Annotated in this window: 20 protein-coding genes and 1 pseudogene; 12 read left to right on the forward strand and 9 right to left on the reverse strand. The window is 68.8% G+C overall.

All coding sequences use genetic code 11. The features are described from left to right. Positions 1-117 precede the first annotated feature (117 nt). From QHF84_RS27780 to modB, 3 genes are read right to left on the reverse strand one after another with little or no spacing between them, the layout of a single operon-like run. Complete coding sequence (locus tag QHF84_RS27780; RefSeq protein ID WP_281316465.1) at positions 118-528, reverse strand: hypothetical protein; 411 nt, start codon at positions 526-528, stop codon at positions 118-120. Further along, the gene (locus QHF84_RS27785) at positions 504-1,229 is read right to left on the reverse strand and encodes an ATP-binding cassette domain-containing protein (RefSeq protein ID WP_281316466.1); all 726 of its coding nucleotides are present in this window, start codon (positions 1,227-1,229) and stop codon (positions 504-506) included. The genes QHF84_RS27780 and QHF84_RS27785 overlap by 25 nt, the downstream gene beginning before the upstream one ends. Further along, the gene (gene modB, locus QHF84_RS27790; RefSeq protein ID WP_281316467.1) at positions 1,226-1,891 is read right to left on the reverse strand and encodes a molybdate ABC transporter permease subunit; all 666 of its coding nucleotides are present in this window, start codon (positions 1,889-1,891) and stop codon (positions 1,226-1,228) included. Before modB ends, QHF84_RS27785 begins: the two co-directional genes overlap by 4 nt. A gap of 106 nt (positions 1,892-1,997) precedes the next feature. Here modB and QHF84_RS27795 point away from each other — a divergent pair, with 106 nt between their 5' ends. Continuing rightward, positions 1,998-3,044, forward strand: coding sequence for a ParB N-terminal domain-containing protein (locus QHF84_RS27795; RefSeq protein WP_281316468.1), 1,047 nt, complete (start codon positions 1,998-2,000; stop codon positions 3,042-3,044). Between the two features lie 55 nt (positions 3,045-3,099). After that, the gene (locus QHF84_RS27800) at positions 3,100-3,690 is read left to right on the forward strand and encodes a serine protease (protein WP_281316469.1); all 591 of its coding nucleotides are present in this window, start codon (positions 3,100-3,102) and stop codon (positions 3,688-3,690) included. A gap of 18 nt (positions 3,691-3,708) precedes the next feature. Here the strand turns inward: QHF84_RS27800 and QHF84_RS27805 are convergent, their stop codons facing one another. The 3 genes from QHF84_RS27805 to QHF84_RS27815 all read right to left on the reverse strand — a co-directional run bounded on the left by QHF84_RS27805 (position 3,709) and on the right by QHF84_RS27815 (position 5,451). Next, positions 3,709-4,176, reverse strand: coding sequence for a hypothetical protein (locus tag QHF84_RS27805; protein ID WP_281316470.1), 468 nt, complete (start codon positions 4,174-4,176; stop codon positions 3,709-3,711). Positions 4,177-4,223: 47 nt separating this feature from the next. Further along, on the reverse strand, positions 4,224-4,874 hold the full coding sequence (locus QHF84_RS27810) for a hypothetical protein (protein ID WP_281316471.1): 651 nt from the start codon (positions 4,872-4,874) through the stop codon (positions 4,224-4,226). A gap of 151 nt (positions 4,875-5,025) precedes the next feature. Next, positions 5,026-5,451 (reverse strand): hypothetical protein, encoded by a 426-nt coding sequence (locus tag QHF84_RS27815; RefSeq protein WP_281316472.1) that lies wholly within the window; start codon positions 5,449-5,451, stop codon positions 5,026-5,028. Positions 5,452-5,558: 107 nt separating this feature from the next. Between QHF84_RS27815 and QHF84_RS27820 the strand changes: the two genes are divergently transcribed. From QHF84_RS27820 to QHF84_RS27830, 3 genes and pseudogenes are all read left to right on the forward strand, one after another. Then, complete coding sequence (locus QHF84_RS27820) at positions 5,559-5,930, forward strand: hypothetical protein (protein ID WP_281316473.1); 372 nt, start codon at positions 5,559-5,561, stop codon at positions 5,928-5,930. Between the two features lie 646 nt (positions 5,931-6,576). Then, positions 6,577-6,873: pseudogene (locus QHF84_RS50280) on the forward strand (thrombospondin type 3 repeat-containing protein); the annotation flags it as partial. 800 nt (positions 6,874-7,673) lie between these two features. Beyond that, positions 7,674-8,834 carry a thrombospondin type 3 repeat-containing protein gene (locus QHF84_RS27830; RefSeq protein ID WP_281316475.1) on the forward strand — a complete coding sequence of 387 codons (1,161 nt, stop codon included), beginning with the start codon at positions 7,674-7,676 and terminating at the stop codon, positions 8,832-8,834. A 51-nt stretch (positions 8,835-8,885) separates the two neighbouring features. Here the strand turns inward: QHF84_RS27830 and QHF84_RS27835 are convergent, their stop codons facing one another. Both QHF84_RS27835 and QHF84_RS27840 read right to left on the reverse strand, forming a co-directional pair. Continuing rightward, a complete protein-coding gene (locus QHF84_RS27835) occupies positions 8,886-9,305 on the reverse strand; it encodes an NUDIX domain-containing protein (RefSeq protein ID WP_281316476.1) in 420 nt (139 codons plus the stop codon). 16 nt (positions 9,306-9,321) lie between these two features. Further along, entirely contained in the window at positions 9,322-9,927 is a 606-nt protein-coding gene (locus QHF84_RS27840; RefSeq protein WP_281316477.1) for a hypothetical protein, read from the reverse strand. 42 nt (positions 9,928-9,969) lie between these two features. Here QHF84_RS27840 and QHF84_RS27845 point away from each other — a divergent pair, with 42 nt between their 5' ends. Next, complete coding sequence (locus QHF84_RS27845; protein WP_281316478.1) at positions 9,970-10,557, forward strand: hypothetical protein; 588 nt, start codon at positions 9,970-9,972, stop codon at positions 10,555-10,557. A gap of 43 nt (positions 10,558-10,600) precedes the next feature. Here QHF84_RS27845 and QHF84_RS27850 read toward each other — a convergent pair whose 3' ends face one another. Continuing rightward, a complete protein-coding gene (locus tag QHF84_RS27850; protein WP_281316479.1) occupies positions 10,601-11,737 on the reverse strand; it encodes a hybrid sensor histidine kinase/response regulator in 1,137 nt (378 codons plus the stop codon). A 317-nt stretch (positions 11,738-12,054) separates the two neighbouring features. Between QHF84_RS27850 and QHF84_RS27855 the strand changes: the two genes are divergently transcribed. The 6 genes from QHF84_RS27855 (at position 12,055) to QHF84_RS27880 (ending at position 21,340) form a co-directional block, all read left to right on the forward strand. Further along, positions 12,055-13,164 (forward strand): right-handed parallel beta-helix repeat-containing protein, encoded by a 1,110-nt coding sequence (locus QHF84_RS27855; protein WP_281316480.1) that lies wholly within the window; start codon positions 12,055-12,057, stop codon positions 13,162-13,164. A gap of 122 nt (positions 13,165-13,286) precedes the next feature. Next, complete coding sequence (locus QHF84_RS27860) at positions 13,287-13,790, forward strand: deaminase (RefSeq protein WP_281316481.1); 504 nt, start codon at positions 13,287-13,289, stop codon at positions 13,788-13,790. A gap of 47 nt (positions 13,791-13,837) precedes the next feature. Beyond that, complete coding sequence (locus QHF84_RS27865) at positions 13,838-15,067, forward strand: phosphatase domain-containing protein (protein ID WP_281316482.1); 1,230 nt, start codon at positions 13,838-13,840, stop codon at positions 15,065-15,067. 41 nt (positions 15,068-15,108) lie between these two features. Then, a complete protein-coding gene (locus tag QHF84_RS27870) occupies positions 15,109-17,847 on the forward strand; it encodes a WD40 repeat domain-containing protein (protein ID WP_281316483.1) in 2,739 nt (912 codons plus the stop codon). Between the two features lie 88 nt (positions 17,848-17,935). After that, positions 17,936-19,441 carry an SWIM zinc finger family protein gene (locus QHF84_RS27875; RefSeq protein WP_281316484.1) on the forward strand — a complete coding sequence of 502 codons (1,506 nt, stop codon included), beginning with the start codon at positions 17,936-17,938 and terminating at the stop codon, positions 19,439-19,441. A gap of 18 nt (positions 19,442-19,459) precedes the next feature. Then, the gene (locus tag QHF84_RS27880; RefSeq protein WP_281316485.1) at positions 19,460-21,340 is read left to right on the forward strand and encodes a HEAT repeat domain-containing protein; all 1,881 of its coding nucleotides are present in this window, start codon (positions 19,460-19,462) and stop codon (positions 21,338-21,340) included. The last annotated feature ends 4 nt before the right edge of the window (positions 21,341-21,344 follow it).

Genomic DNA, 21,344 nt, shown 5'->3' on the forward strand with positions numbered 1-21,344 from the left:
CTCCCTGGGGTTACTGTTGCCGGCAGACGGGTACCGCGGAGGCCGGCCGGTGTCTACGGACAGATGCCGCGACGCGGCAGGTAGGGACGCCCGAACGTTCTGTCCACCCCGGCCCGCTCACGCACCACGGAGCGTCCGGCGCATCTCGGCGAGCCAGGCGCGGGCGGACGCTTCGTCGGGGAAGAACTGGAAGGCGAGCTTCCTGCGCGCGAAGACGCGCGCCGCGTTGGCGATGAGCTCCGCGACGACCCGGAAGCGGAAGCTGCCGCCGACGAACGCGGTCGCCTGCGCTCGTTCGTCCCGGATGGTCGCGATGCTGCGGCGGCACGCGGGCTCGACGCCCTCGACGCGGCGCAGATCCGCGAGCGTGAGGAGATAACGCTGATCGGCGAGCAGCTCGGCGCGCAGCGCGGCGTAGGCCTCGACGTGGGGAGCGCGGATCACGCCGCGGAAGGAGAGGATGAGGAGATCGGGGGGCTCGATCGTCGCTGTGTGCTCGCCGATCACGGCTTGCCGCAATGCGGACATGGACCTTTTTCACCGAGCACGACCTCCCGCGGCAACTCCCGGGCCGGTTTTCCGCGCTCGAATCGAACGAACACGTCCCCGAACGCCGCCGCCTCCTCCGCGTCGTGCGTCACGAGCACCGCCGGCAGCGAACGCCGCGCGAGCGCCTCCCGGAGCGAACGACCGATGGCGAGCCGCGACGGCCGATCCAGCGCGGAGAGCGGCTCGTCGAGCAGGAGCAGCCTCGGCTCCGCGGCGAGCGCCCGCGCGAGCGCCACCCGCTGCCGCTCGCCGCCGGAGAGCGAGCCGACGCGCGCATCACGGAGCGCCGTGAGCCCGAGCTCGTCGAGCAGCGCGAGCGTCGCGGCCCCGGGCTTCTTGCGCTCGGCCCGGGGCAGGCCGAACACCACGTTGCCGAGCACGTCGAGGTGCGGAAAGAGCGCCTGATCCTGCGGCACGTACCCGATCCGCCGCCTCTCGGCCGGCACGTCGACGCCACGCATCCAGTCGAACAAGGCCTCCCCCGCGAGCCGCACCGAGCCACGCGTCGGCCGCAAGAGGCCGGCGATCGCGCGCAGGGTCACGGTCTTGCCGGCGCCGGACGAGCCGAACAGGACGAGCACGCCCGAAGGGAGCGAGAACCGCGACGCGACGGAGAACGCCGCCGCGCCGCGCCCCACCGTGACCTCGAGATCGACCTCCAGGGCCGGCGCACCGCTCACGCCGCGGACCGCCCTTCCCGCGGCCCGAGCAAGCCCGCCACGAGCACCACCACGATCGAGATCACCGAGAGCACCACCACGTAGAGCCCGGCCCGCGCGTCGTCGCCTTCCTGGAACGCCGAGAAGATCTCCACCGGCATCGTGTTCGTGCGGCCCGGGATGTTGCCCGCGAGCATCAACGTCGCGCCGAACTCGCCGATCGCCCGCGCGAAGCCGAGCACGAGCGCCGCGAGCACCCCGCGCCACGCGAGCGGGAGCGTCACGCGAAAGACGACCTCCCACGGCCGGAGCCCGAGCGTCCGCGCCACGTCCTCGAGCGCAGCCGGCACCGCCTCGATCGACGGTTGCGCCGTCTTCACGAGGATCGGCAGCGCCACGACCGCGGACGCGAGCGCCGCGCCCGCCGGCGAAAACACGAGCCTGAGGCCGAGCCCCTCCTCCAGCATCCGCCCGACGAGCCCCCGCCGGCCGAACACCACGACGAGGCAATACCCGACGACCGAAGGCGGCAAGACGAGCGGCAAGAGCACGAGCGCATCGACGAGCCCACGCAACCTGTACCGGCACCGCGCCTGAAGCAGCGCGACCGCGAGCCCGATCGGCCCCACGAAGAGGAGCGCGAGGCTCGCGACGCGCAGCGAGAGCAGGATCGGAAACGACACGGACGACTCCACCGGCGGCGATGCTACGCCGTCCGCCGCAGATCGTGGGGCGGATCTTCGAGGATCCAGTTGCCGGGACGAACGCCGCGCCGAACGAACGTGGTGCATGGCCACGACCAAACGCGCCGCACCCCGCCCCAAAAAAGCGCCCGCGACGGCCGACGCCGCCGCGCCGCCGGCCGAGGCCTCCGCGCCGCCGGTGAAACGCGCCCGCCGCAAGAAAACCCCCGCCGAGGGATCACGCGGCTTGCCCGCCGGCGTCCTGCTCGCCGGCCCGGTCCCGCCCGAGGTCGAGAGCCTCGCGCATGCCATCCAGGAGGATGGCGGCTCGGTCCTCGCCATCTACCGCGACCCGCTCGGCGCCCACCCCACCGTCCTCGCGGGCCTGCCGCTCGACCGCGTCGAGCCCACGCCGTTCCAGCGCGACCTCTCCGAGGCCCACGCGAAAAAGCTCGCCGACGTCATCGACAAGATCGGCACCTTCCTCGACCCGATCATCGCCTTCCGCCGTCCGGACGGCCGCTACTGGACCCCGAACGGCCGCCACCGCCTCGAGGCCATGAAGCGCCTCGGCGGCCGCGCCCTCGTCGCCCTCGTCGTGCCGGACGAACGCGTCGCCTACCAGATCCTCGCCCTCAACACCGAAAAGGCCCACAACGTCCGTGAACGCGCGATCGAGGTCATCCGCATGGCCCGCTCCCTCGCCGACGCCGGCTCGGACCGCGCCGAGAAGGATTTTTCCTTCGAGTTCGAGGAGCCCGCGCTGCTCACGCTCGGCCTCTGCTACGAGGCCCGCCCGCGCTTCTCGGGTGGCTCGTACCATGGCCTGCTCCGCGCCTCGGACGCCTTCCTCGACCTCCCGCTCGCCGAGGCGCTCACCCACCGCGAGGCGCAGGCCGAAAGGCTCCTCGAGCTCGACGACCGGGTCACCGAGATCGCCGCCGCGCTCAAGGCCCGCGGCTTCGAGAGCCCCTTCCTCAAGCCCTTCGTCGTCGCGCGGCTGAACCCGCTCCGCTTCCGCAAGGGCGCGCAGATGGCCGTGGACGACGTCCTCGATCGCATGCTCGACGCCGCCCGCGCCTTCGACGTCGGCCGGGTGCGGCCCGAGCAGATCGCACGCACGGGCGGCCCGCCGCTGGAAGAGGCCGCCTGACGCGGGCCCCTCCGGATTGTTGGCAAGCGGCGCGCCGCTCTCCCATAGTCCTCGCATGCTGCGGCGAGACGCGTATCTGTTCGGCTTGGGCTCCCTGGCCCTGCTCGGTTGTGGCGGCGGGAGCGAGGTGACCCCTCCGCCGGCCGCGCCCACGGCCACGGCGAAGACCGCGTCGGCCGACGCGGCCAAGGGCCCGGCGAAGGCCCCGGACAAGCTCGAACGGGAGGCCTTGAAGACCGTCCTGCCGATGGGCCTGCCGTGGCTGCTCCGCCGCGTCTGGCCCGAGGAGGTCTTCCGCGATGGAAAATTCGTCGGCTGGCGCCTCGTGGCCATCCCGGAGGAGTGGACCGGGCTCGACGTCCGCCCGGACGACGTCGTCACGCGCATCAACGGCAAGACCGTCGAGACCCCCGAGCAGCTCTGGGACGCGTGGACCTCGCTCGCGACCGCGCCCGAGCTCCGTGTCACCTACGAACGCGGCGTCGAGACCAAGGAGATCGTGCTGCCCATCGCCGGTGCCCCCGCGCCCGAGCTCTTGGCTTCCCTCACGAACCCCTCCCCGCCGCCGCGCAAGCCCACCACGAAGCGCGGCACGATCGTCATCGAGAGCCGCGACCCGGCCGGCGACGAACCCGACACGAAGTAACGCCCCCTCCGATCGCGCTCACATCACGCTCTTGCGGCCCCGTCCCCTGCGCCGCTCGGCGAGCCATGCGCGCGCGCTCGCCTCGTTGTCGAACACCTTGCCGTACATGTTCACCCCGAACGCGCGGATCATGCGCGTGAGGAACTCCATCGACGTGCGGTGGAAGAACCGTCGCACTACGTAGGCGGCGGTGCGCGGGGGCGAAGCGCGGAAGAGCTTGGCCGTCTCGGTGATCGCGCCGGGCGCGATCGAGAGCTCCTCGCCGAGCACGACGAGGTTGTAGATCGGCGCGCACTCGTCCCACAAGGGTTTCTCGAGCTTGCTCAGCTCGCCGACGTGCGCGCCGGTCGCCGTTCCGCGCGTGAAACGATAGACGAAAAGGTCCGGCTCCTCGCGCTCGATGCGGTGCTCACCAGCCGTGTGTGTATCGGGCGTCATGATCCCTCCGTCGGGCGGGGGTTTTCCGTTTTCCGGAGGAACGATCATGCAAGCGCGAGGAGCATTTCGCAAGCCGCGCGTGCCCCGGAGCAGGATCAGGACTTGCGCTTGAAGACGAGCGTCATCTTCTTCTTCGGATCTTTCAGCTCCAACGTCTTGTCATCCTTCAGCGTAACGGTGATCTCGAGATCCTTGGGCATCTCCTTCTTCGAGATCTCGTCCTTGCCTGCGGGCTTCATTACGATCGTCCCGTTTTCGTCCTTCGTGACGTCGTACTTCACCTTGAGGATGACCTTGTCCTTACCCTTCTCGGTGACGTGCGAGACGTACATCGAATCGGCGGTGAACTCGATCCACTCGCCGGCGGCGGCGTCTTCGAGCTCCTTCATCAGCGCGGCATATTTCTTCTCGTCCTTGCCGGCCTTCTTCTTGGCGTCGGCCTCGGCGGCGGCGCGCGGCTCGCCCGAGAAATCGAACTGCCATTGCCCCACGATTCGCTCCTTGCCGGGCTTCGGTGCGGGGGCAGCCTCGGGCGCGGGGGCCGGGGCGGCCTGGGTCGGGGCGGGCGCTGCGGCCGTCGTCGCGGGCGGCGTGGCCTCGGCCGGAGGCGGCGGCGTCGTGGTCTCGGCGGGCGGCGGGGGCGGCGGCGGTGTCTCGGCCTGCGGTACTTCCCCGCCCCCGCACGCGATACCCAGCAGAGCCATCGTGGACACGAGCACCAGAGAGAGCTGCCTCTTCGCCATCATTTTCCATTCTCCTCGTGAACCAGGGCGATCCGCCCGACCGATACGCGTGTTTACGCGCCAAACCCAAGGACGCCCGAGCGAAGGAAAACGGCTCACGCAGAAATCGTGCGCTCCCCAATCGAGGCCACGACCACAGCCCACGAGAAGGCCGTCAGGCTCCTCTCGTCGAGCTTCCGCCGCGCGGAATGCCCCCCTCGTATCGCATGTAACCTCCGGAGCCCCAGCGCCGTTCCCCCGGGGTCCGCGCCGCCGAAAGATCTCGACGACGCCCCTCCAGTCCTTTGCTACAAGCCGAGACGATCGACATGCCGAAGCGCCCGCTCCTCGCCACCTCCGCCCTGCTCCTCGCCCTCGCCGCCTGCCAGGACGACCCGGCCCCGACCGCGCTCCCGACGCCCTCCGCCACGCCCGCGTCGCCGCCGCCGAGCGCCGCCGCTGCGGCCGCCACCACGAGCGCCGCCCCCACCACGGAGGAGCCCGCGGCTGCCCCGACCGCCTCCGTCACGGCGTCCGCGTCCGCCGCCGCGCCCGCGACCGCCTCCGCGCGCGCCTCCGCGTCCCCGCGCCCGACCGCCACCGCGTCCGCCGCCGCCCCGGCCGCCTCCGCCTCCGCCGCCGCCGCCGCCGCCGCCTCCGCCCCCGCCCCCGCCTCCGCCCCCGCCGCCCCCGCCTCCTTGCTCGGACGTGGACGCCGACGGCATCTGCGACCTCGACGACGTTTGCCCGGAGGACCCGGACCCGGCGTGCGCATGCGCCGACAAGGACCGGGATTACATCTGCGACCAGGACGACTTCTGCAAGTTCACGGTCATCCCCGAGGTATCCGTACCGGCCATCTCGCTCTGGTACAATCGCTATGCCCTCGTCGACGGTGATCCCGTCTTCGACACGGGCGGCCTGAAGGGCCAGCCGGCGCCGCGCATTTACACGCTCGAGGATACGCGCGGCTGCTCCTGCGAGCAGATCATTCAAGCGCTCGGGCTCGGCCAGGGGATGATCGACCACGGCTGCAGCATCTCCACGATGGAATACTGGATTTTCCACATGAACAAGTAATCGCTGCAATGCCCCGCGCGCTCGCCTGGTCACTCCATTGACCACATCCCGCTCCATATCGCGGGCCCTCCTCCCGATCCTCCAGACAATCACCAAAGCGATGGGAAAACCGTCGGCGTTCCCGACGACCGCGGCTTTTCGCCGACGGAGCGGGTTCGTCGCGGCTTTGCGCCTCGGGCCCGGTTGATCCGTCGATTCGTGGAACCCGTTCCCTCCTCGCCTCGACCTCCCGATTTCTCCTTGATGACCTTCGCTCCGTGTTGAATAGTGCGGGCACGAATTCGACGCGGGGGCGGTGCTCCTGATTGTCCCGGCCTTCGTGAGAGCGTGAAAACCGCGCACGGAGGGGGGGTTCTGCCGCCACCGTCCCCACGCGTCGCGCGTTCCGCCCACGAGCATCGGGGGGAACAGCGCAATGGCAATTTCGCGGGTCGAGCGAACGCCTTCGCGCAGCGAAGCGCCGGGCTCGACCATGATCGTTCCCGTACGAACGAGAGGGGTGGGTCTCGACATGAAACGAACCAATGGCTTCCACTACGTGACTGCTCTCTTCGCCACGCTCGTCGCCGTCGGCTGCATGGATTCTTCGCGCCGCGAGGACGAGCTCGAGGGGACCGCGGAGGAACAGCTCATCGCCGGTTGCGCGGACACCGACAACGACGGCGTCTGCAACATCGATGACAACTGCCCGACCGTCGCCAATGCCGGGCAGGCGGACGGCGACAAGGACGGCGTCGGCAATGCCTGCGACAACTGTCCCACGACGTCAAACCCCGGACAGGTGGACACGGACGGCGACGGCGCCGGCGACGCGTGTGAGGCCGTCCTCTGCGCGGACGCGGACAAAGACGGTGTCTGTAACGAAGAGGATAACTGCCCCACGGTCGCGAACGCCAATCAGTCGGACAAGGATGGCGACGACGTCGGCGATGCCTGCGACAACTGCCCGAAGGACCCGAACCCTGGTCAGGTGGACACGGACGGCGACGGCAAGGGGGACGCGTGCGATGCTGTCGTCGTCGTCGGCTGCACGAGTGATCCGGATAAAGATGGCGTCTGCGATGACAACAACGGCGACCGCTGCCCCGGAACGGTCGCGGATACGGCGCCGGGCGGCCTGAAACCGAATCACTCGATCTGGACGCACGGAGACGAGTTCGACGTCGGCGACCTGGGGAACGGCGACCCCTCCAACTTCTCGTTCTCGATCGAGGAGACCCGAGGCTGTTCCTGCAAGCAGATCCGCCAGGCGCTTGGCATCAATGGCAAGGGCCTCGAGAAATTCGGGTGTCCCCCCGGCGTCATGCAGCATTGGATCGACCTCGTGAACAAGTGATTCACCGATCACGCGGTCCCCGCGCCGGCGGACGCATTCCACTTTCGTGACGAACCGCCGCCTCCACGGCCGAGCGGTCGCCCCTCCCTGCTCGCCTCTCGATTCGACGAAGCGATGGGAACCGCCCAGCGCTCTCGTCCGGAAAACCCCACCCTCGAGAGGGCTCTCCCTGCCTCGCCTTCACCTCCCGAATTCGCCTTGATGCTCGACCCATCGTGGGGAATAGTACCCGCACGAATTCGACGCAGGTCAGGGGCCATGATGATGCCTGGCCCTCGTGTGGGGAACGAATGCCGCACACGGAGGGGTTTGCCGTCACCGAACCTGCGCCGCGCGTTCGTCTCATGGAGCGGGACGAGCAGCGCACTTGCATGCCTATTTCGCAGGAAAAGAGGGGTGTGTTTCGCATGAAACGAAAGAGTGCCTTCTACTCCTTGGCTGCCGTCTTGACGACGTTCATCGCCGTGGGTTGCATGGATGCCGCGACTCCCGAACCCGAAGACGAGGCGCAGGAGCTCGGGACGGCCGAAGGCCGCCTGGATTGCGTGGACGCCGACTACGATTACGTGTGCAATGCTTACGACAACTGTCCTTACGTGGCGAACAAGTACCAGGAGGACGCCGATTACGACAAGGTCGGCAACGCTTGCGACAACTGCCCCTACGTCGCGAACCCCTACCAGGAGGACGCCGATTACGACAAGGTCGGCAACGCTTGCGACAACTGCCCCTACGTCGCGAACGCCGATCAGAGCGACGCCGATTACGACAAGATCGGCGACGCGTGTGACAACTGCCCGTACACCGCGAACGCCGACCAGTACGACGCCGATCACGACGGCGTCGGCGATGCTTGCGACAACTGCAAGTACACCGCGAACGCCGACCAGAAGGACGCCGATTACGACGGCGTCGGCGACGCCTGCGACAACTGCCCGTACACCGCGAACGCCGACCAGAAGGACGCCGATTACGACGGCGTCGGCGACGCCTGCGACAATTGCCCGTATACGGCGAACCCCTACCAGGAGGACGCCGATTACGACGGCGTCGGCGACGCCTGCGACAACTGCAAGTACACCGCGAACGCCGATCAGTACGACGGCGATTACGATGGTGTCGGCGACGCCTGCGACAACTGCAAGTACAAGCCGAACCCCTACCAGGAGGACGGCGATTACGATAAGGTCGGCGACATCTGCGACAACTGCGTGTACGTGGCGAACCCCGCCCAGAAGGACGCGGATTACGACGGCGTCGGCAACGCCTGCGAGTACGACTGCACGGGCGACAGCGATTACGACGGCGTCTGCAACAACGTCGACGAGTGCCCCTACACGAAGTATGACACGGCGCCCGGCGGCCTGAACCCGAACCACTCGATCTGGGTCGGCGGCCTCGACTTCCAGATCGGCGCGCCGAACGGCCCCGACTTCGATTTCACGATCAAGGACACGTCCGGCTGCTCCTGCGCGCAGATCGTCAAGGCGCTCGGCCTCGGCGCAGGCCACTTGAAGGTCGGCTGCAGCCCGAGCGCGATGCAGGACTGGATCAAGTACGTCTACTGACGCTCGCTGAACCGACGCGCGGGGCGCACGATCTGCCGCCCCGCGCGCCCTTCACCCGCGCGCCCGCGCCGCGAGCGCGATCCTCCCGAGCTGGGCCACGTTCGGCGGGCCGCCGACGTCGTCGAAATGCGTTACCCAGCGCCACTCCTCGAACTCGTCGTTCGGATGCACCTCGTCCGTGTCCACGTCGGCCACGAACACGAAATTCAGGTGAATCCCTTTGCTCCCGGCCGGATGCTCCTCGTATCCGATGAACCCCGCCGGCGTCCCGTCGACGTCGCTCACCACGGGAAACCGACCGACGAGCCCCGTCTCTTCCCGTAGCTCGCGCGCGGCCGCTTCGAGCGGCGTCTCGTCCGGCAGCATCTCCCCGCCCGGCGGAAGCCAGATGCCGAGCCTCCGATGACGAATCAGCAGAATTCGCCCTTCATACCGCGGATACACCGCAACGGAAAATGCGCGACGGGTCATTCTATCGTCCTCCCCTTCATTTTCCGTGCACGACCGTCGCGGCGCAATGCCCTTCGAGCACGGGTTTTCCCCCGGAGAGCGCTCGCTCGACGCACGCCTTCACCTTGGGGCTCCCCGCGGCCTGCACCTCGGTCACCTTCCCGCCGCGCGCCTTCCACACCACGCGCGTCTCCGTACCGGCCGGCGCACAGGCGTCGAGCGCCTTCTTCTGCGGCGACATCCACGCCGTCACCAGCACCGCCCCGAGCAGCGCCATTCCACCGCCCTCGGTCTTGCACTGGATGTCCTTCGCCACGAGCCCGTCCGCTTCGAGCTGCCCGACCGACAAGTTCGCGCCCGGCACGTCCGACGCCGCCGCGGCGGCCCCTCCTCCCGGCGCCTGGGGTTTGTCCGCGGATGCCGGCGGCGCCTTGGGGCTCGGCTCGTCCTTGCTCGCTTCGGGGCTCTCGCCGGGCTCCGGCCCGTGATCGGCCTCGGGCGGCGGGGGCGGCGCTTCCTCCTGCTCGGCGGCGCCGCTCGGCGGCGGCATTTCCGGCGGCGGGGACGACGCGCTCTCGCCGCCGCAGGCGGAGAGCAGACAACAGACGACGACCGAAACGATCCCAGAGGCACGAAGTTTCATGAGGGCGTCCGCAGCCTACCAGCCCGTGCCATGATCGGGGGCATGAGATTGACCCTTGCCTTGCCTTCCCTCCTCGTCGCCCTCGCGGCGCTGACCACGATCACCACGCCGGCGCGCGGAGGCGACGCACCCGACGTCGACGTCGACGACCTGCGCACCTTCAAGCGCCGCCGCTTTCCGCTCCTGCCCACGGCCGGCCTCGTGCTCGGCCCGAGCTTCGGCGCGCCGAAGACACGCTTCCTCGGCGGCGCCTGGCTCGGCGTGGCCCACTACCCCATGTCGGGACCCCACACGTTTTTCTGGTCCCTCGCCGGGGCGCTCGAGGTTCAAAGCGCCGGCGACGAGATCGCCTTGCCGTTCGGCGTCGACCTCCGCCTCGGCTCGGCCTGGTTCAGCACGACGAGCCGGTATCTCCTCAATGGAACCGTCTACCTCCTCGGCGGCTATCGCTTCGGCTCGGCCCTCGACATCGGCGCGGCGCGGTTCGGCATCGGCGCCTCCTCCCCGGCGTTTTTCCTGGGCGCGGTGCGGCGGATCTTCCTCCCCGTCCCCTCCACGCTGGAGCTCGTCGGCGTCATCCCGCGCGACGCGTCCCCGCGCTTCGAGCTTCGCTTCGGCTGGTCCTACTGATCCGCGCCTCGTGCTTCGTCGGGTCGCGTGGGCGAGCCGCGCGTCAACGCCCATGGGGCAACCTGAAGCAGAAAACCGTGCCTTGCGCGGCAGGATCGATCCAGATCGACCCGCCGTGCGCCTCCACCGCGAGCCGACAAAACGCGAGCCCGAGCCCGCGGCCTGCGCGCGTGTCGCTCCCCGGAAGTGCGTCGACCTGCACGTAACGATCGAAGATCCGCTCGTGCATCGACTCCGGAATGCCCGGCCCCGTATCGGCCACGCGCACGACCACGAACGGCCCTTCGCCGGCCGACACGCCGATCGAGACCGGCGCGCCGCGCGGCGCATAACGGAGCGCGTTGTCGACCAGGTTCTCGAACACGCGGCGCACGAGATCCACGTCGGCCTCGATCGCGGGCAGCCCGCTCGCCACCTGCACGAGGAGGCGCTGATCGCGCTCGGCGGCTCGCACGCCGGCCGCGTTCGCCACGGCCACCGCCACGGCGCCGACGTCGACGGAGCTCCGCCGCGGATCGAGCTTGCCGTCGTCGGCCTTTCCGATGTCGAGCAGGTTCATCACGAGCCGCTTCATCGTCTGCACCTCGCGCACGATCCACGCCGCGCTCTCCTTCCCGTCCGCGGAGAGCGACGCCTCGCGCGCGAGCAGGTGCGCGTGCAGCTCGATCGAGCTCACGGGGCTCTTCAGATCGTGCACGACGAACGACACGAGCTGCTCTTTCTGGAGCTGCAGCCGCACGAGGTCGTCGCGTTGCTTTCGGATCACCCGGAAGTGATCGTGCAGCTCCGCGCTGAGCTGCCGGATGCGCAGGAGCGTCTGCACGCGCGTCACGAGCTCGGCGGGGCGCACCGGCTTCGTGAGAAAATCGTCGGCGCCGGCGCGGCTCGCGCGATCGAACGTCTCGAGGTCTCGGAGGGCCGTCAAAAACACGACGGGCGTCTCGTCCCCGCGTGGCAGGGCGCGCAGCCGCGTGCACGTGGCGAACCCGTCGAGCCCGGGCATACGCACATCGAGCAGCACGAGATCGGGCGCTTCGCGGACGAACACCTCGAGCGCGTGTTCTCCCGTCGTCGCGGTCACGACGTCGTAGCCCTCGACGCGCAGCGTCTCCTCGGCCAGAGCGCGGTTCTGCTCGCTGTCGTCCACGACGAGCACCTTCGGGGGCGGCGGCTCCTGCATGATGTATCAAAAAATACGCATGGCCCCCCGGGCCGGGTCAAGCGGGCAATCATTGGAGCACATACGAAACGTCCGTCCGTGGTGCAGGAATCTGCCCAGGATCGGCCTTGTGGCCCGCATCTCCGAATGCGCTCGCGGACCGGCGCGCGCTTTCCGGAGCGCCAAACGATCCAATGCATCACGGCCGACAATGGCCCGCGCGCCTTCCGCGCGAGCACGCTTCTGCTCGATGCAAAATGGTTCCCGCCTGCCACGCCAGAAGGTAAGCTCTTCGTTGGAGAACCTTCATGATTGCCAGAAACTCGCGTACTTCGTCGATGCTCCGTTCCTTCCTTTCGGGCTCGGGTGTCATCTCCTTGACCGCTCTCTTGCTCGCGCTCCCCGTCGTTTCCGCGTGTGGGGACGGGTCCAGCGGAACGGGCGGCTCGGGCGCCGCCGGGGCCTCGGGCGGCGCGGGTGGCATGGGCGGCATGGGCGGCATGGGTGGCATGGGTGGCATGGGCGGCGGCCCGCCGGCCGATCCTTGCGACTGGCCGCATGACGCCGTGGTCGAGGTCGCCGACGCGGCGGCCTTGAAAGACGCGCTCTCCAAGGCCGCGCCCGGCCAGCTCATCCGCCTCGCGGCGGGCACCTATGCCGATACGTTCGACCTCGAGATGGTGAGCGGCACCGCGGACAAACCCATCGTCGTGTGCGGCCCGCGCGAGGCGATCCTCGACGCGAGCGCCATGCCTTCGAACACCGGCCTGCGCTTGCTCCAGGTGAATTACTGGGTCGTCTCGGGCATCACGATCACGGGCGGCCGCAAGGGCATCTACGTCGACGGATCGAGCGACAACGTCCTCTCGAATCTCTTCGTGCACGACGTCGGCGAGATCGCCATTCAGCTCCGCAATGGGGCCAGCCGCAACACGGTCGAGTATTGCGAGATCACGAACACGGGCCTCGCCGTGCCGGATTCGGCCGAGGGCGTCTACGTGGGCAGCGACGACAGCGCCTGGCCGGATCCGAATACGCCGGACGCCTGCGACGGCACGAAGATCCTCTGGAACAAGTTCGGCCCCGGCATCAAGACCGAGCACGTCGACCTGAAGGAGGGCACGCAGGGCGGCGAGGTCCGCGGAAATACCTTCAATGGCGAGGGCCTCACGCCCGACGGCTCGGAGGACTCGTGGGTGGCCGTCACGGGCAGCAAGTACCTCTTCGCGGAGAACGTCGGCGAAAAGAGCCCGAAGGACGGCTTCGTCGTGCGCCAGGCGACGATGGGCTGGGGCAACGACAACATCTTCGAGAAGAACACGGCGAACGGCATCGACAACCCGAACCTCGGCATCAACATCGGCCCTGGCACGACGGGCAACGTCGTGAAATGCGACAACACGATCACGGGCACGGGCATGCTCTCGAACATCGAATGCACGAATTGAGGCGCGCCGCGCCCATTTCGACGACGCCCCTCCCGGGCCCGGCTCGCTGGATCGCTTCGCGCGGGATCGTCCTTGCGCCGATCGAGCGAGCCGGGTAAAACCCTCGCCGAGACGTCCCCGTCATGAAGGCGAAACATCTGCGCATCCGGATCGAGCAATGCCTGGCCCTCGCCAAGGCGTCGAACTGCCCCCGCCGCAAGTTCGGCGCCCTCCTGCTCGACCCCGACCGCAACGTCATCCTGATGGACGGCTACAACGGCGGCCCCCGCGGCGGCGGCGACCTCTGCGGGGGCGACGTGTGCTTGCGGGACAGCATGAACATCCCGAGCGGCACGCGCATGGAGATCGGCTGCCACCACGCCGAGATGAACGTCGTCTGCAACGCGGCCGCGAGCGGCGTGGCCACGCGGGGCGCGTGGATCATCGTCACGGGCGAGCCGTGCATCCTGTGCGCCAAGCTCATCCACCACGCGGGCATCACGAAGGTCATCGTGGTGGCCGAGGGGTATGCGGGCGAAAACGGCGTCGAGTATCTGACCCGACACGGCATCCTCGTGGAAACGACGGAGGGCCCGAAAGATCCGCGCCTCTCGGGTGTGGCCGGGGGCGAGGGCGGCCCCGCTTGACGGGTCGTTGACGGCCGTCCGGCCCGGGCTCTATCGTTTTCCCTACGATGGTCCCGGACGACTTCGACAAGACCGCCGCCGACGAGAAGATCGCGACGATCGAGCGCCTCCTCGCGGGCCACACCGACCGGTCCGAGGAGGCGCGAATCCTCGACCTCCTGCGTGGCGCCCGCCCGCGCGAGCTCGACCATCTCCTCGGGCGCCTGCCCCTCGACCGGCTCTTCTCGGGCATCGACGACCGCATCGTTGGTCCGGACAACCGCACGGCCCTCTTCCGCCTTCTCTGCGAGGAGCGGCTCTCCGACCTCTCCATCCCCACGCGCGCCGCGCTCGTCTTCGCGCTCCAGCGGGGCCGCACGGGCAGCGCCGACGAAGCGGCGATCGGAAAGATCCTCCTCGGCACGCGCGGCGCGGAGCTCACCGCGCTGAAGAACGCCATCGACGACAGCGGCGATCACCGCGACCTCCAGCAGCTCCTCTATCGCGACCTCGACGACGACCTCCTCCGCGAGCGGCTCCTCGAACATTTCCGCATCGCCGCCGCGCCGCGCGCCGATTTGAAGGTCCTTTCGGACATCGACGACACGCTGTACCCGAACTGGAAAGACACCCGTTATCCCCGCACGAAAGAGCCCCGCCCCTACCCCGGCGTGCGCGCCTTTTACAACGAGCTCGACCTCGCCTTCTCCCCGCACGACGGCCTCGGCGACCTCACCTTTTTGACGGCCCGCCCCGGCGATCGCGCCGGCTTCGGCGAAGGGATCACACGCAAGCACCTCACGGCGCGCGGCCTCCCTTATGCCAAGGTCCTCACCGGCGATTTCGGCCACCTCGCCACGCACGACCTCATGGCCGACAAGAAATACGGGAGCTTCATCGAATACCGCAAGCTCTTCCCCGAATACACGTTCGTCTTCTGCGGCGACAGCGGCCAGGGCGACGCCATCGCCGGCGCCCGCATGATGGAGCACCCCGGCGGCGGCATGCGCGCCGTGTTCATTCACGACGTCGTGAACACGAATGCCGAGGGCCGCGCCGCGTGGCGCGCGAAAGGCGTCGCCTTCAATGACACCTACATCGGCCACGCGCTCGACGCGCACCTCGCCGGCCTCCTCAGCCTCGCCGCGCTCCGCCGCGTCGCCGACTCCGCGCTCCGCGATCTCCGCGACGTCCCCTTCACCGACCCCGCCCAGCGCGAGGCCCGCTGGACCGAATTTCGTCGCGACCTCGAACGCGTGAACGTGCTCTTGTCGGAGGGCGAGCGCCTCTCCCTCTAGCCGCATTGCGAGCCGCGGATCCGGCGTGATACCGTCCACGCATGTTTGCCCGCTCGCGCTGTTTCCTTGGGGTCCTTTCTGCCGCGCCGTTCCTCGGGCTCCTCGCCTGTGGAGGCGCGCCCGAGCCCCCGCCCTCGCCGCCGTCGCCCGTGGCCAAACCCGCTCCGAGCCCCGCGGCGCCGCCCGCCCCGGCGGGCCCTTGCGGGGTCGCGGACGTGCTCCGAAAGAAGGTCCCCGCGCTCCTGGGCAAAGGCAAGCTCGACCGCGCCGCGCGCGTCATGACGCGCGTGCGGGAGCTCTGCCCCGAGCCGACTCCCGAGGTTTTGGCCGAGGATCTGGCGACGAGCGCCGAGCTCGCCGTCGAGCTTTACGATTTCACCTTCGCGTACAAGACCCTGACCAAGCTCTTCCGGATGCCCGGCACGAGCGACGCCACGAAAAAACGCGCGGATGCGGCCTTCGCGGCGGCCCAGAAGGCCAGCAAGAGGCTCGAGGACCTGTACGCGACGAACATCACGAAGGTGGCGCTTCCTCTCGTCGTGCAGGCCGACGCGCTCGCGGCCAAGGGCGACGAGGCTTCGCTCCGCGCCGCCCGCGAGGCATACCTCGGCGCCTTCGCGGCACACCCGAATGGACAGGCCCTCTTCGGCGCGGCCCTCGTGACGCGCAGGCTCGGCGACGCCGCGGAGGCCCAGAGGCTCTTCGATCGCGCCTTCGCGCTGCTCGGCAGACTCGAACGACAAACGCCGAAGGTCGTCCTGCCAAACCGTGATGTTTTCGGGGAATGGGTGGGTTGGTCGAGCGACGGCCGTCATCTCGCCCTCCGGCAAGAGCAGGCCATGGGCGGCGGCGACGTCGAGCTGTCCGTCTTCAACGCGGCGACGGGCCGCGAGCACCTCCACCTCTTTTTGCCCTGGAGCCAGGAGGACCACGCCGCCTTGTCGAGCGACGGCAAGCTCCTCGGCGTGAAGACCTCCGCCAAGGGGTTCGTCCTCGATGTCGCCTCGCGCCTCGTCGTGCGCGAGCTCGCCGACCTCCCCGTCGCGGACACGAGTGCCTTTTCGCCCGATCTCGGGCGGCTCGCGGCCGTGAAATACGACGAGGCCGTCCTCCTCGATTTCGCGCAGATCGAACGAATCCCCGTGAAGGACGGATTGCCTTTCGGGCCGGCGGCGCCCGTCGGGCTCGCTTACTCGCCGGACGGGCAGATGCTCGCCATTCCCTGCGCCGACGAGAAGGTCCGCCTCTGGGACATCAACAAACGTCGCGTGTCCGTGACCCTCGCGGGGCACAAAGGAAACGCAGGTCACCTCGCGTTCTCGCGCGATGGAAAGCACCTCGCCACGTCCGACGCCATGAGCGGCGACGTGAGACTCTGGAACACGCGCACCGGCGCCCAGGAGACCTCGTTTTCGCTCGGCGCGGACGACCCCGCCTGGGACCTCGCCGTCTCGCACGACGGATCGCTCATCGCCACGGGAAACACGAATGGCGTCTCCGTGTGGGACGCGAAGAACGGCACGGTCCGGACCAAGATCGGCGACAAGTTCTTCATGACCGGGTTCGCATTCTCGCCGGACGGCCAGCGCATCGCCGGCGGATGCGACGGCGGCCCGCTGTGCGTGGTCGACGTGAACAGCGGCGCCGAGCAAATGAAGATCGCTTTGCAAGATGCGGGCATCAGCTCCCTGTCCGTCACGGCCGACGGAAAAACCCTCGCCGTGCGGCCCTGGGATGCGACGGTGCGCCTCCTCGATCTCGAAAAGGGCACCTTGCGGAGCACCCTCACCCTTCCCGACGACGAGGGCGAGATCGGTTTTTCGAGAGATGGCAAGCTCCTCGGCGCGGGTGGAAAAACCGTACGCGTGTGGAACATCGAGACGGGCCAGATCGTCCGCGAGGAAACTTTGCCCGCAGCGGCCTCCTCGTTCGCCATGTCGCCCGATGGCTCGCGCGTCGCGGTCGACGTGGGCAAGACGATTCGCGTCATTCCCCTCGCGACGAACGAACCGATCCGTGAATTCGCCGGGCACACCGGCAACATACGCGCCCTCGCGTTCTCGCCCGATGGAAAGCTCCTCGCCTCCGGCTCGCACGACCACACCGTACGGCTCTGGAACGTCACCTCGGGCCTGGAAGAGCGGATTCTGCGGGGGCATACGGGCTTGGTCGAGACGGTCGCATTCTCGCCGGACGGCAAGCTCCTCGCCTCGGGCTCGCAGGACACCTCCGCGATGCTCTGGGACGTCGAGACCGGCAAGCCCCGCCAAACCTTCCAGGATCCCAAGGCGCGGCGATCCGAAATGGTCGAGGACGTCGTGTTTTCCTCCGACGGCAAGCTCCTCGCCGTGGGAGGGCTCAGCAACAGCTTGCGCATCTGGGAACTCGAAACCGGCAAGGCGCGCTCGATGCCCAAATCGTCGACCAGCCCCTTCGCCTTGGCCTTCACGCCCGACGGAAAGTGGCTCGTCACGGGCTTCGGCGACGGCACGCTCCTCTTTCAGCGCCCCACGAGCGAGGGCCCGACCGCCTCGATTCATTTTCTCAACAAGCAGGACGCGGCCCACGTCCTCGACAGCGACGGCCACGCCGACTTCCTCGGCAAAACCCCCTGCGCCGCGCGCGCCCGCCTCCAGTGCCGCGCCGGCCGCTTCGGAATGCCGTTCGACCTCTGCGAGGAGCGCGCCTTTTCGAGCGGCCTGCTCGCCACGATCCTCGCCGGAAAGCCCGCCGGAGACGACCCCGCGCATGAGGATGTTCCCCCGCGTTGCGCCCCCTGAACCGGTTCGTCCTGGCCCGGACTTTTCCTGTCACACCTCTCCAAACTCCCCCTCCCCACGTCGGCGTCCTTCTGGTACGGTCCGATGCATGGCTGTGGTCGTCACCGAGCAATCGATCGCCGAGTGGGCGCCGAACGAGAAGGCGCTCCTCGACGCGAAGTCGCTCTTGCGGAAAGGCGCGCTGAAGAAGCTCGCCAAGAACGACGATGGGACCCTCGCCTTCGGCCACTGCGACGGCTCTGGCAGCTCGCCTTATGCGGTCTCCGTGGACCTCGCGACCGGGGCGGACAAACCCACCGTCCGCTGCACCTGCCCTTCGCGCCTCTTCCCTTGCAAGCACGGGCTCGCGCTCCTGCTCGCTTATGCGCAAAAAGGCGCGCTCTTCCCCGTCGAAGAGCCGCCGAAGGACCTCGTCCAGAAACGCGAAAAGCAGGCCGCCCAGAAGGCCGCCGCCGCCGAAAAGAAGCCGGCCGCCGCCGCCCCGCGCGTCAACAAGACCGCGCAAGCCAAGAAGGCCAAGGAGCAGAGCGACGCCCTCGATACCCTGGAGACGTTCCTCGTCGACCTCGTCGCGGGCGGCCTCGGCGGCCTCTCCGGAAAGAGCATCGAGGCGATCGAGCACCAGGCGAAGCGCATGGCCGACGCCGACATGAAGCGCACGGCCGGCGTGCTCACGCGCCTCGCGTCGTACGTGTCCGGCGAATGGCTCGGCGACGAGGACGACGACGACGCGCCCGGCGTGCGGGACGTGGCGCGGGGCCTCGGCGAGGCGCAGGAGGCGCGTATCGCGTTCACGCTCACGCAGCTCTACACCACGGTTCGTCGTGGGAAAAAGGCGCTCGAAGGGAAATTCGTCGAGGAGGGCACGACGCAGAGCGAGGCCGACGCGCAGCTCGAATCGATCCTCGGCAAAGCGTGGCGATTGCCCGAGCTCCGGGAAGCGGGCTACTGGGTCAAGAATCGCAAGTTCCTCGAGCTCGCGCACGAGCGATCCGACGACGAGATCACCGAGTTCGCCACGGCGATCGGCTTTTTGGTGGACCTCGACGATGGCTCGGTCGTCTGCGAGGTGACCTCGCTCCCGTTCCACACCCTGCCTTTCACGAAGCTCCGCGCCTCGCGCATGGGCACGCTCGAAATCGCCGAAGCCGCGCTCTATCCGGGCGACCTCGTCAATCGCCGCGTCCGCTGGGACGAAAAGGTCGAGGGCGTCGTGCGCGAGCGGCCGCGCGAGGCGGCCGATTACGAGGCCGTGCACCGCCACGGAAAACCGCTCGACCCGGTGCTGCGGGCGATGCGCAATCAGCTCAAGAACCCGCTCCACCCGCTCGACGCGGTGTTTCTCGTCGCAGCGAAGAAATTCGGCGACGTGGGGGGCGAGCTCGTCCTCGAGGACGAGGCGGGCATGCGGCTCGTCCTTCGCAACATGAACGACGGCCGGCTCCCGAGCACGGACGCGCTTCGCCACGCGGCGGCGGCGTTTGGCCCGGGGACGCTCGCGGTCCGCCTTCATTACGACCTCCTGAAGCGCGCCATCTACGGCGATCCGCTCGCGCTCTTCGTGGGCGACGAGCACCTGCGCCTCCGCGCCTGATCGAAGAGGAGCACGACGATGGCCAAGGATACACTCAAGCAGCTCGACCGCGACGTCGACCGCTGGCTCTTCGCCGGCGCGCAGATTGCCCGGACAGACCCGAACCTCGCCGCCGCGCGGGACACGCTCGCCCCGCTCGCCGCGCGCGCGCCCGCGCTCGGCAAGGTCACGGAGCAAGTCGAAAAACTCCAGAATGCCACCGGCAAGGCCGCGGCCTCCGAGCTCCTCGCGCTCGCCTCGCTCATGGCGCAGGTGCGCGGAGCGCAGGCGACGCCGGCCCTGCCCGAGGCGAGCGGCGACCTCACGCCGCTCCCGCCGGCCCGGAAGATCGGCACGCCGCTCACGCCCACGGAGCTCAATACGCTCGTCGGCGCCCTGACGAACGCCCCGGATGCGCGGCAGCGCTCCCGGGTCATCCGCGATTACGCGATGTCGGACCGCGGCGCGGCGCGGGACCTGCGCATCCTGCCGCTCGTCATTCCGGCGCTCTCGGACGGCACCATCGCCGAGGTGGTCGTGCAATACCTCGTGCCGGCGCTCGGCGAGGCGATCGTGCCGAGCCTGCAAAGACACCTCGACCTCGAAAAGGGCCGCGCGCTCGACGTGCGGGTGCTCCGGGCCATTGCGCGGATCGAGGGGGCGAAGGCCACGGACCTGCTCCGCGAGGCCATCGAAAAGGGCGTGCCCGACATCCGCGCCGCGGCGATCGCCGAGCTCGGCCGGATCGACCCCCTCGCCGCCGAGCCCATTGCGATCGTGCTGGCGGAGAAGGATCGTTCGAAGGACGTGCGCGTGGCGGCCGTGCATGCGCTCGCCGGGGCCCCGAGCGATCAGACGCTCGACGTGCTCCTCCGCGCATTCGGGGGCACGGCCGAGATGCGCTCGGCAGCCGAGAGCTCGCTCGCCGCGAGCAAGCACCCGCGCGCGAACGAGCGAATCATCGCGCTCTTCACGCCCGAGCTCCGCGACCTCGGCCACTTCCGGATCAAGAAGGCCACGACGAAAGAGGAAAAGGACGCGGCCGCGAAAGAGCAGAAAGCTCATACCAACCAGGTCGAATACCTCGTCGATCTCGTCGACCTCCTCACGGCGCGGGGCACGGACGAGGGGGCGAACCTCGTGCTCGAAACGTTCCGCGGCCACAAGGTCAAGGAAGTGCGTGACGCCGCGGCGCGCGCGCTCCTGCGAATCGGGTTCCCCGGCGCTTGGGAGGAGCTCATGCCGTCGCTCTACGACGCGCCCGAGGCCACGAAGGACGAGTTCGTCCGCGGCGTCATCGCGCTCGACCCGGCGAAGGCCTACGATCGCCTCGCACGTTTCTTCGAGACCGGGGCGCTCGCGCAGAAGAATGGCGCGGACCTCGCCACGCGTATCCTCGCGCGTATCCAAAACCACTTCGAGGAATACGAAGAGAACGAAGACGGCACCCCGGGCAACGGAGAATCGGCCGAGGCCATCCAGGTGATCCGAAAGGACGAGCGCTGGGTGGATCTCGCGGTCGCCATGCTCGTCAACAAGAACCTGCGCATGCCCGCGCTCGTGCTCCTCGCGAACGCAAACACGCCGAAGGCGCTCGGCGATGCGCTCTCGATCTCGCGCGAGGAAGGATTGTCGAGCGAGGAGGCCCTGCTCGTCTTCGCCTACCTCGGCAAGCAGCGTGATCCGCGCCTCCTGCACGCGTTTTTGCGGCTGCTCGAGCCTCTGCGCGGCGGCTACGATTATGGCCGCGCTTGCAACATCATGACCGCGTACGACGATCCGGCCCTGGCCCCGATGCTCCGGAGCTGGCTCGACGCGAAGCAAAAGCGAAAGCGCCTCGCGCGCGCCGAGGCGACCCCGTTCGAGGAGTGCCTGCGCTTCCTCGAACGAGCCCGGACGCCGGCGTCCGCGGAAGATTGACACG

This window comes from Polyangium sp. y55x31, from assembly GCF_029946505.1.
Taxonomy (GTDB): Bacteria; Myxococcota_A; Polyangia; order Polyangiales; family Polyangiaceae; genus Polyangium.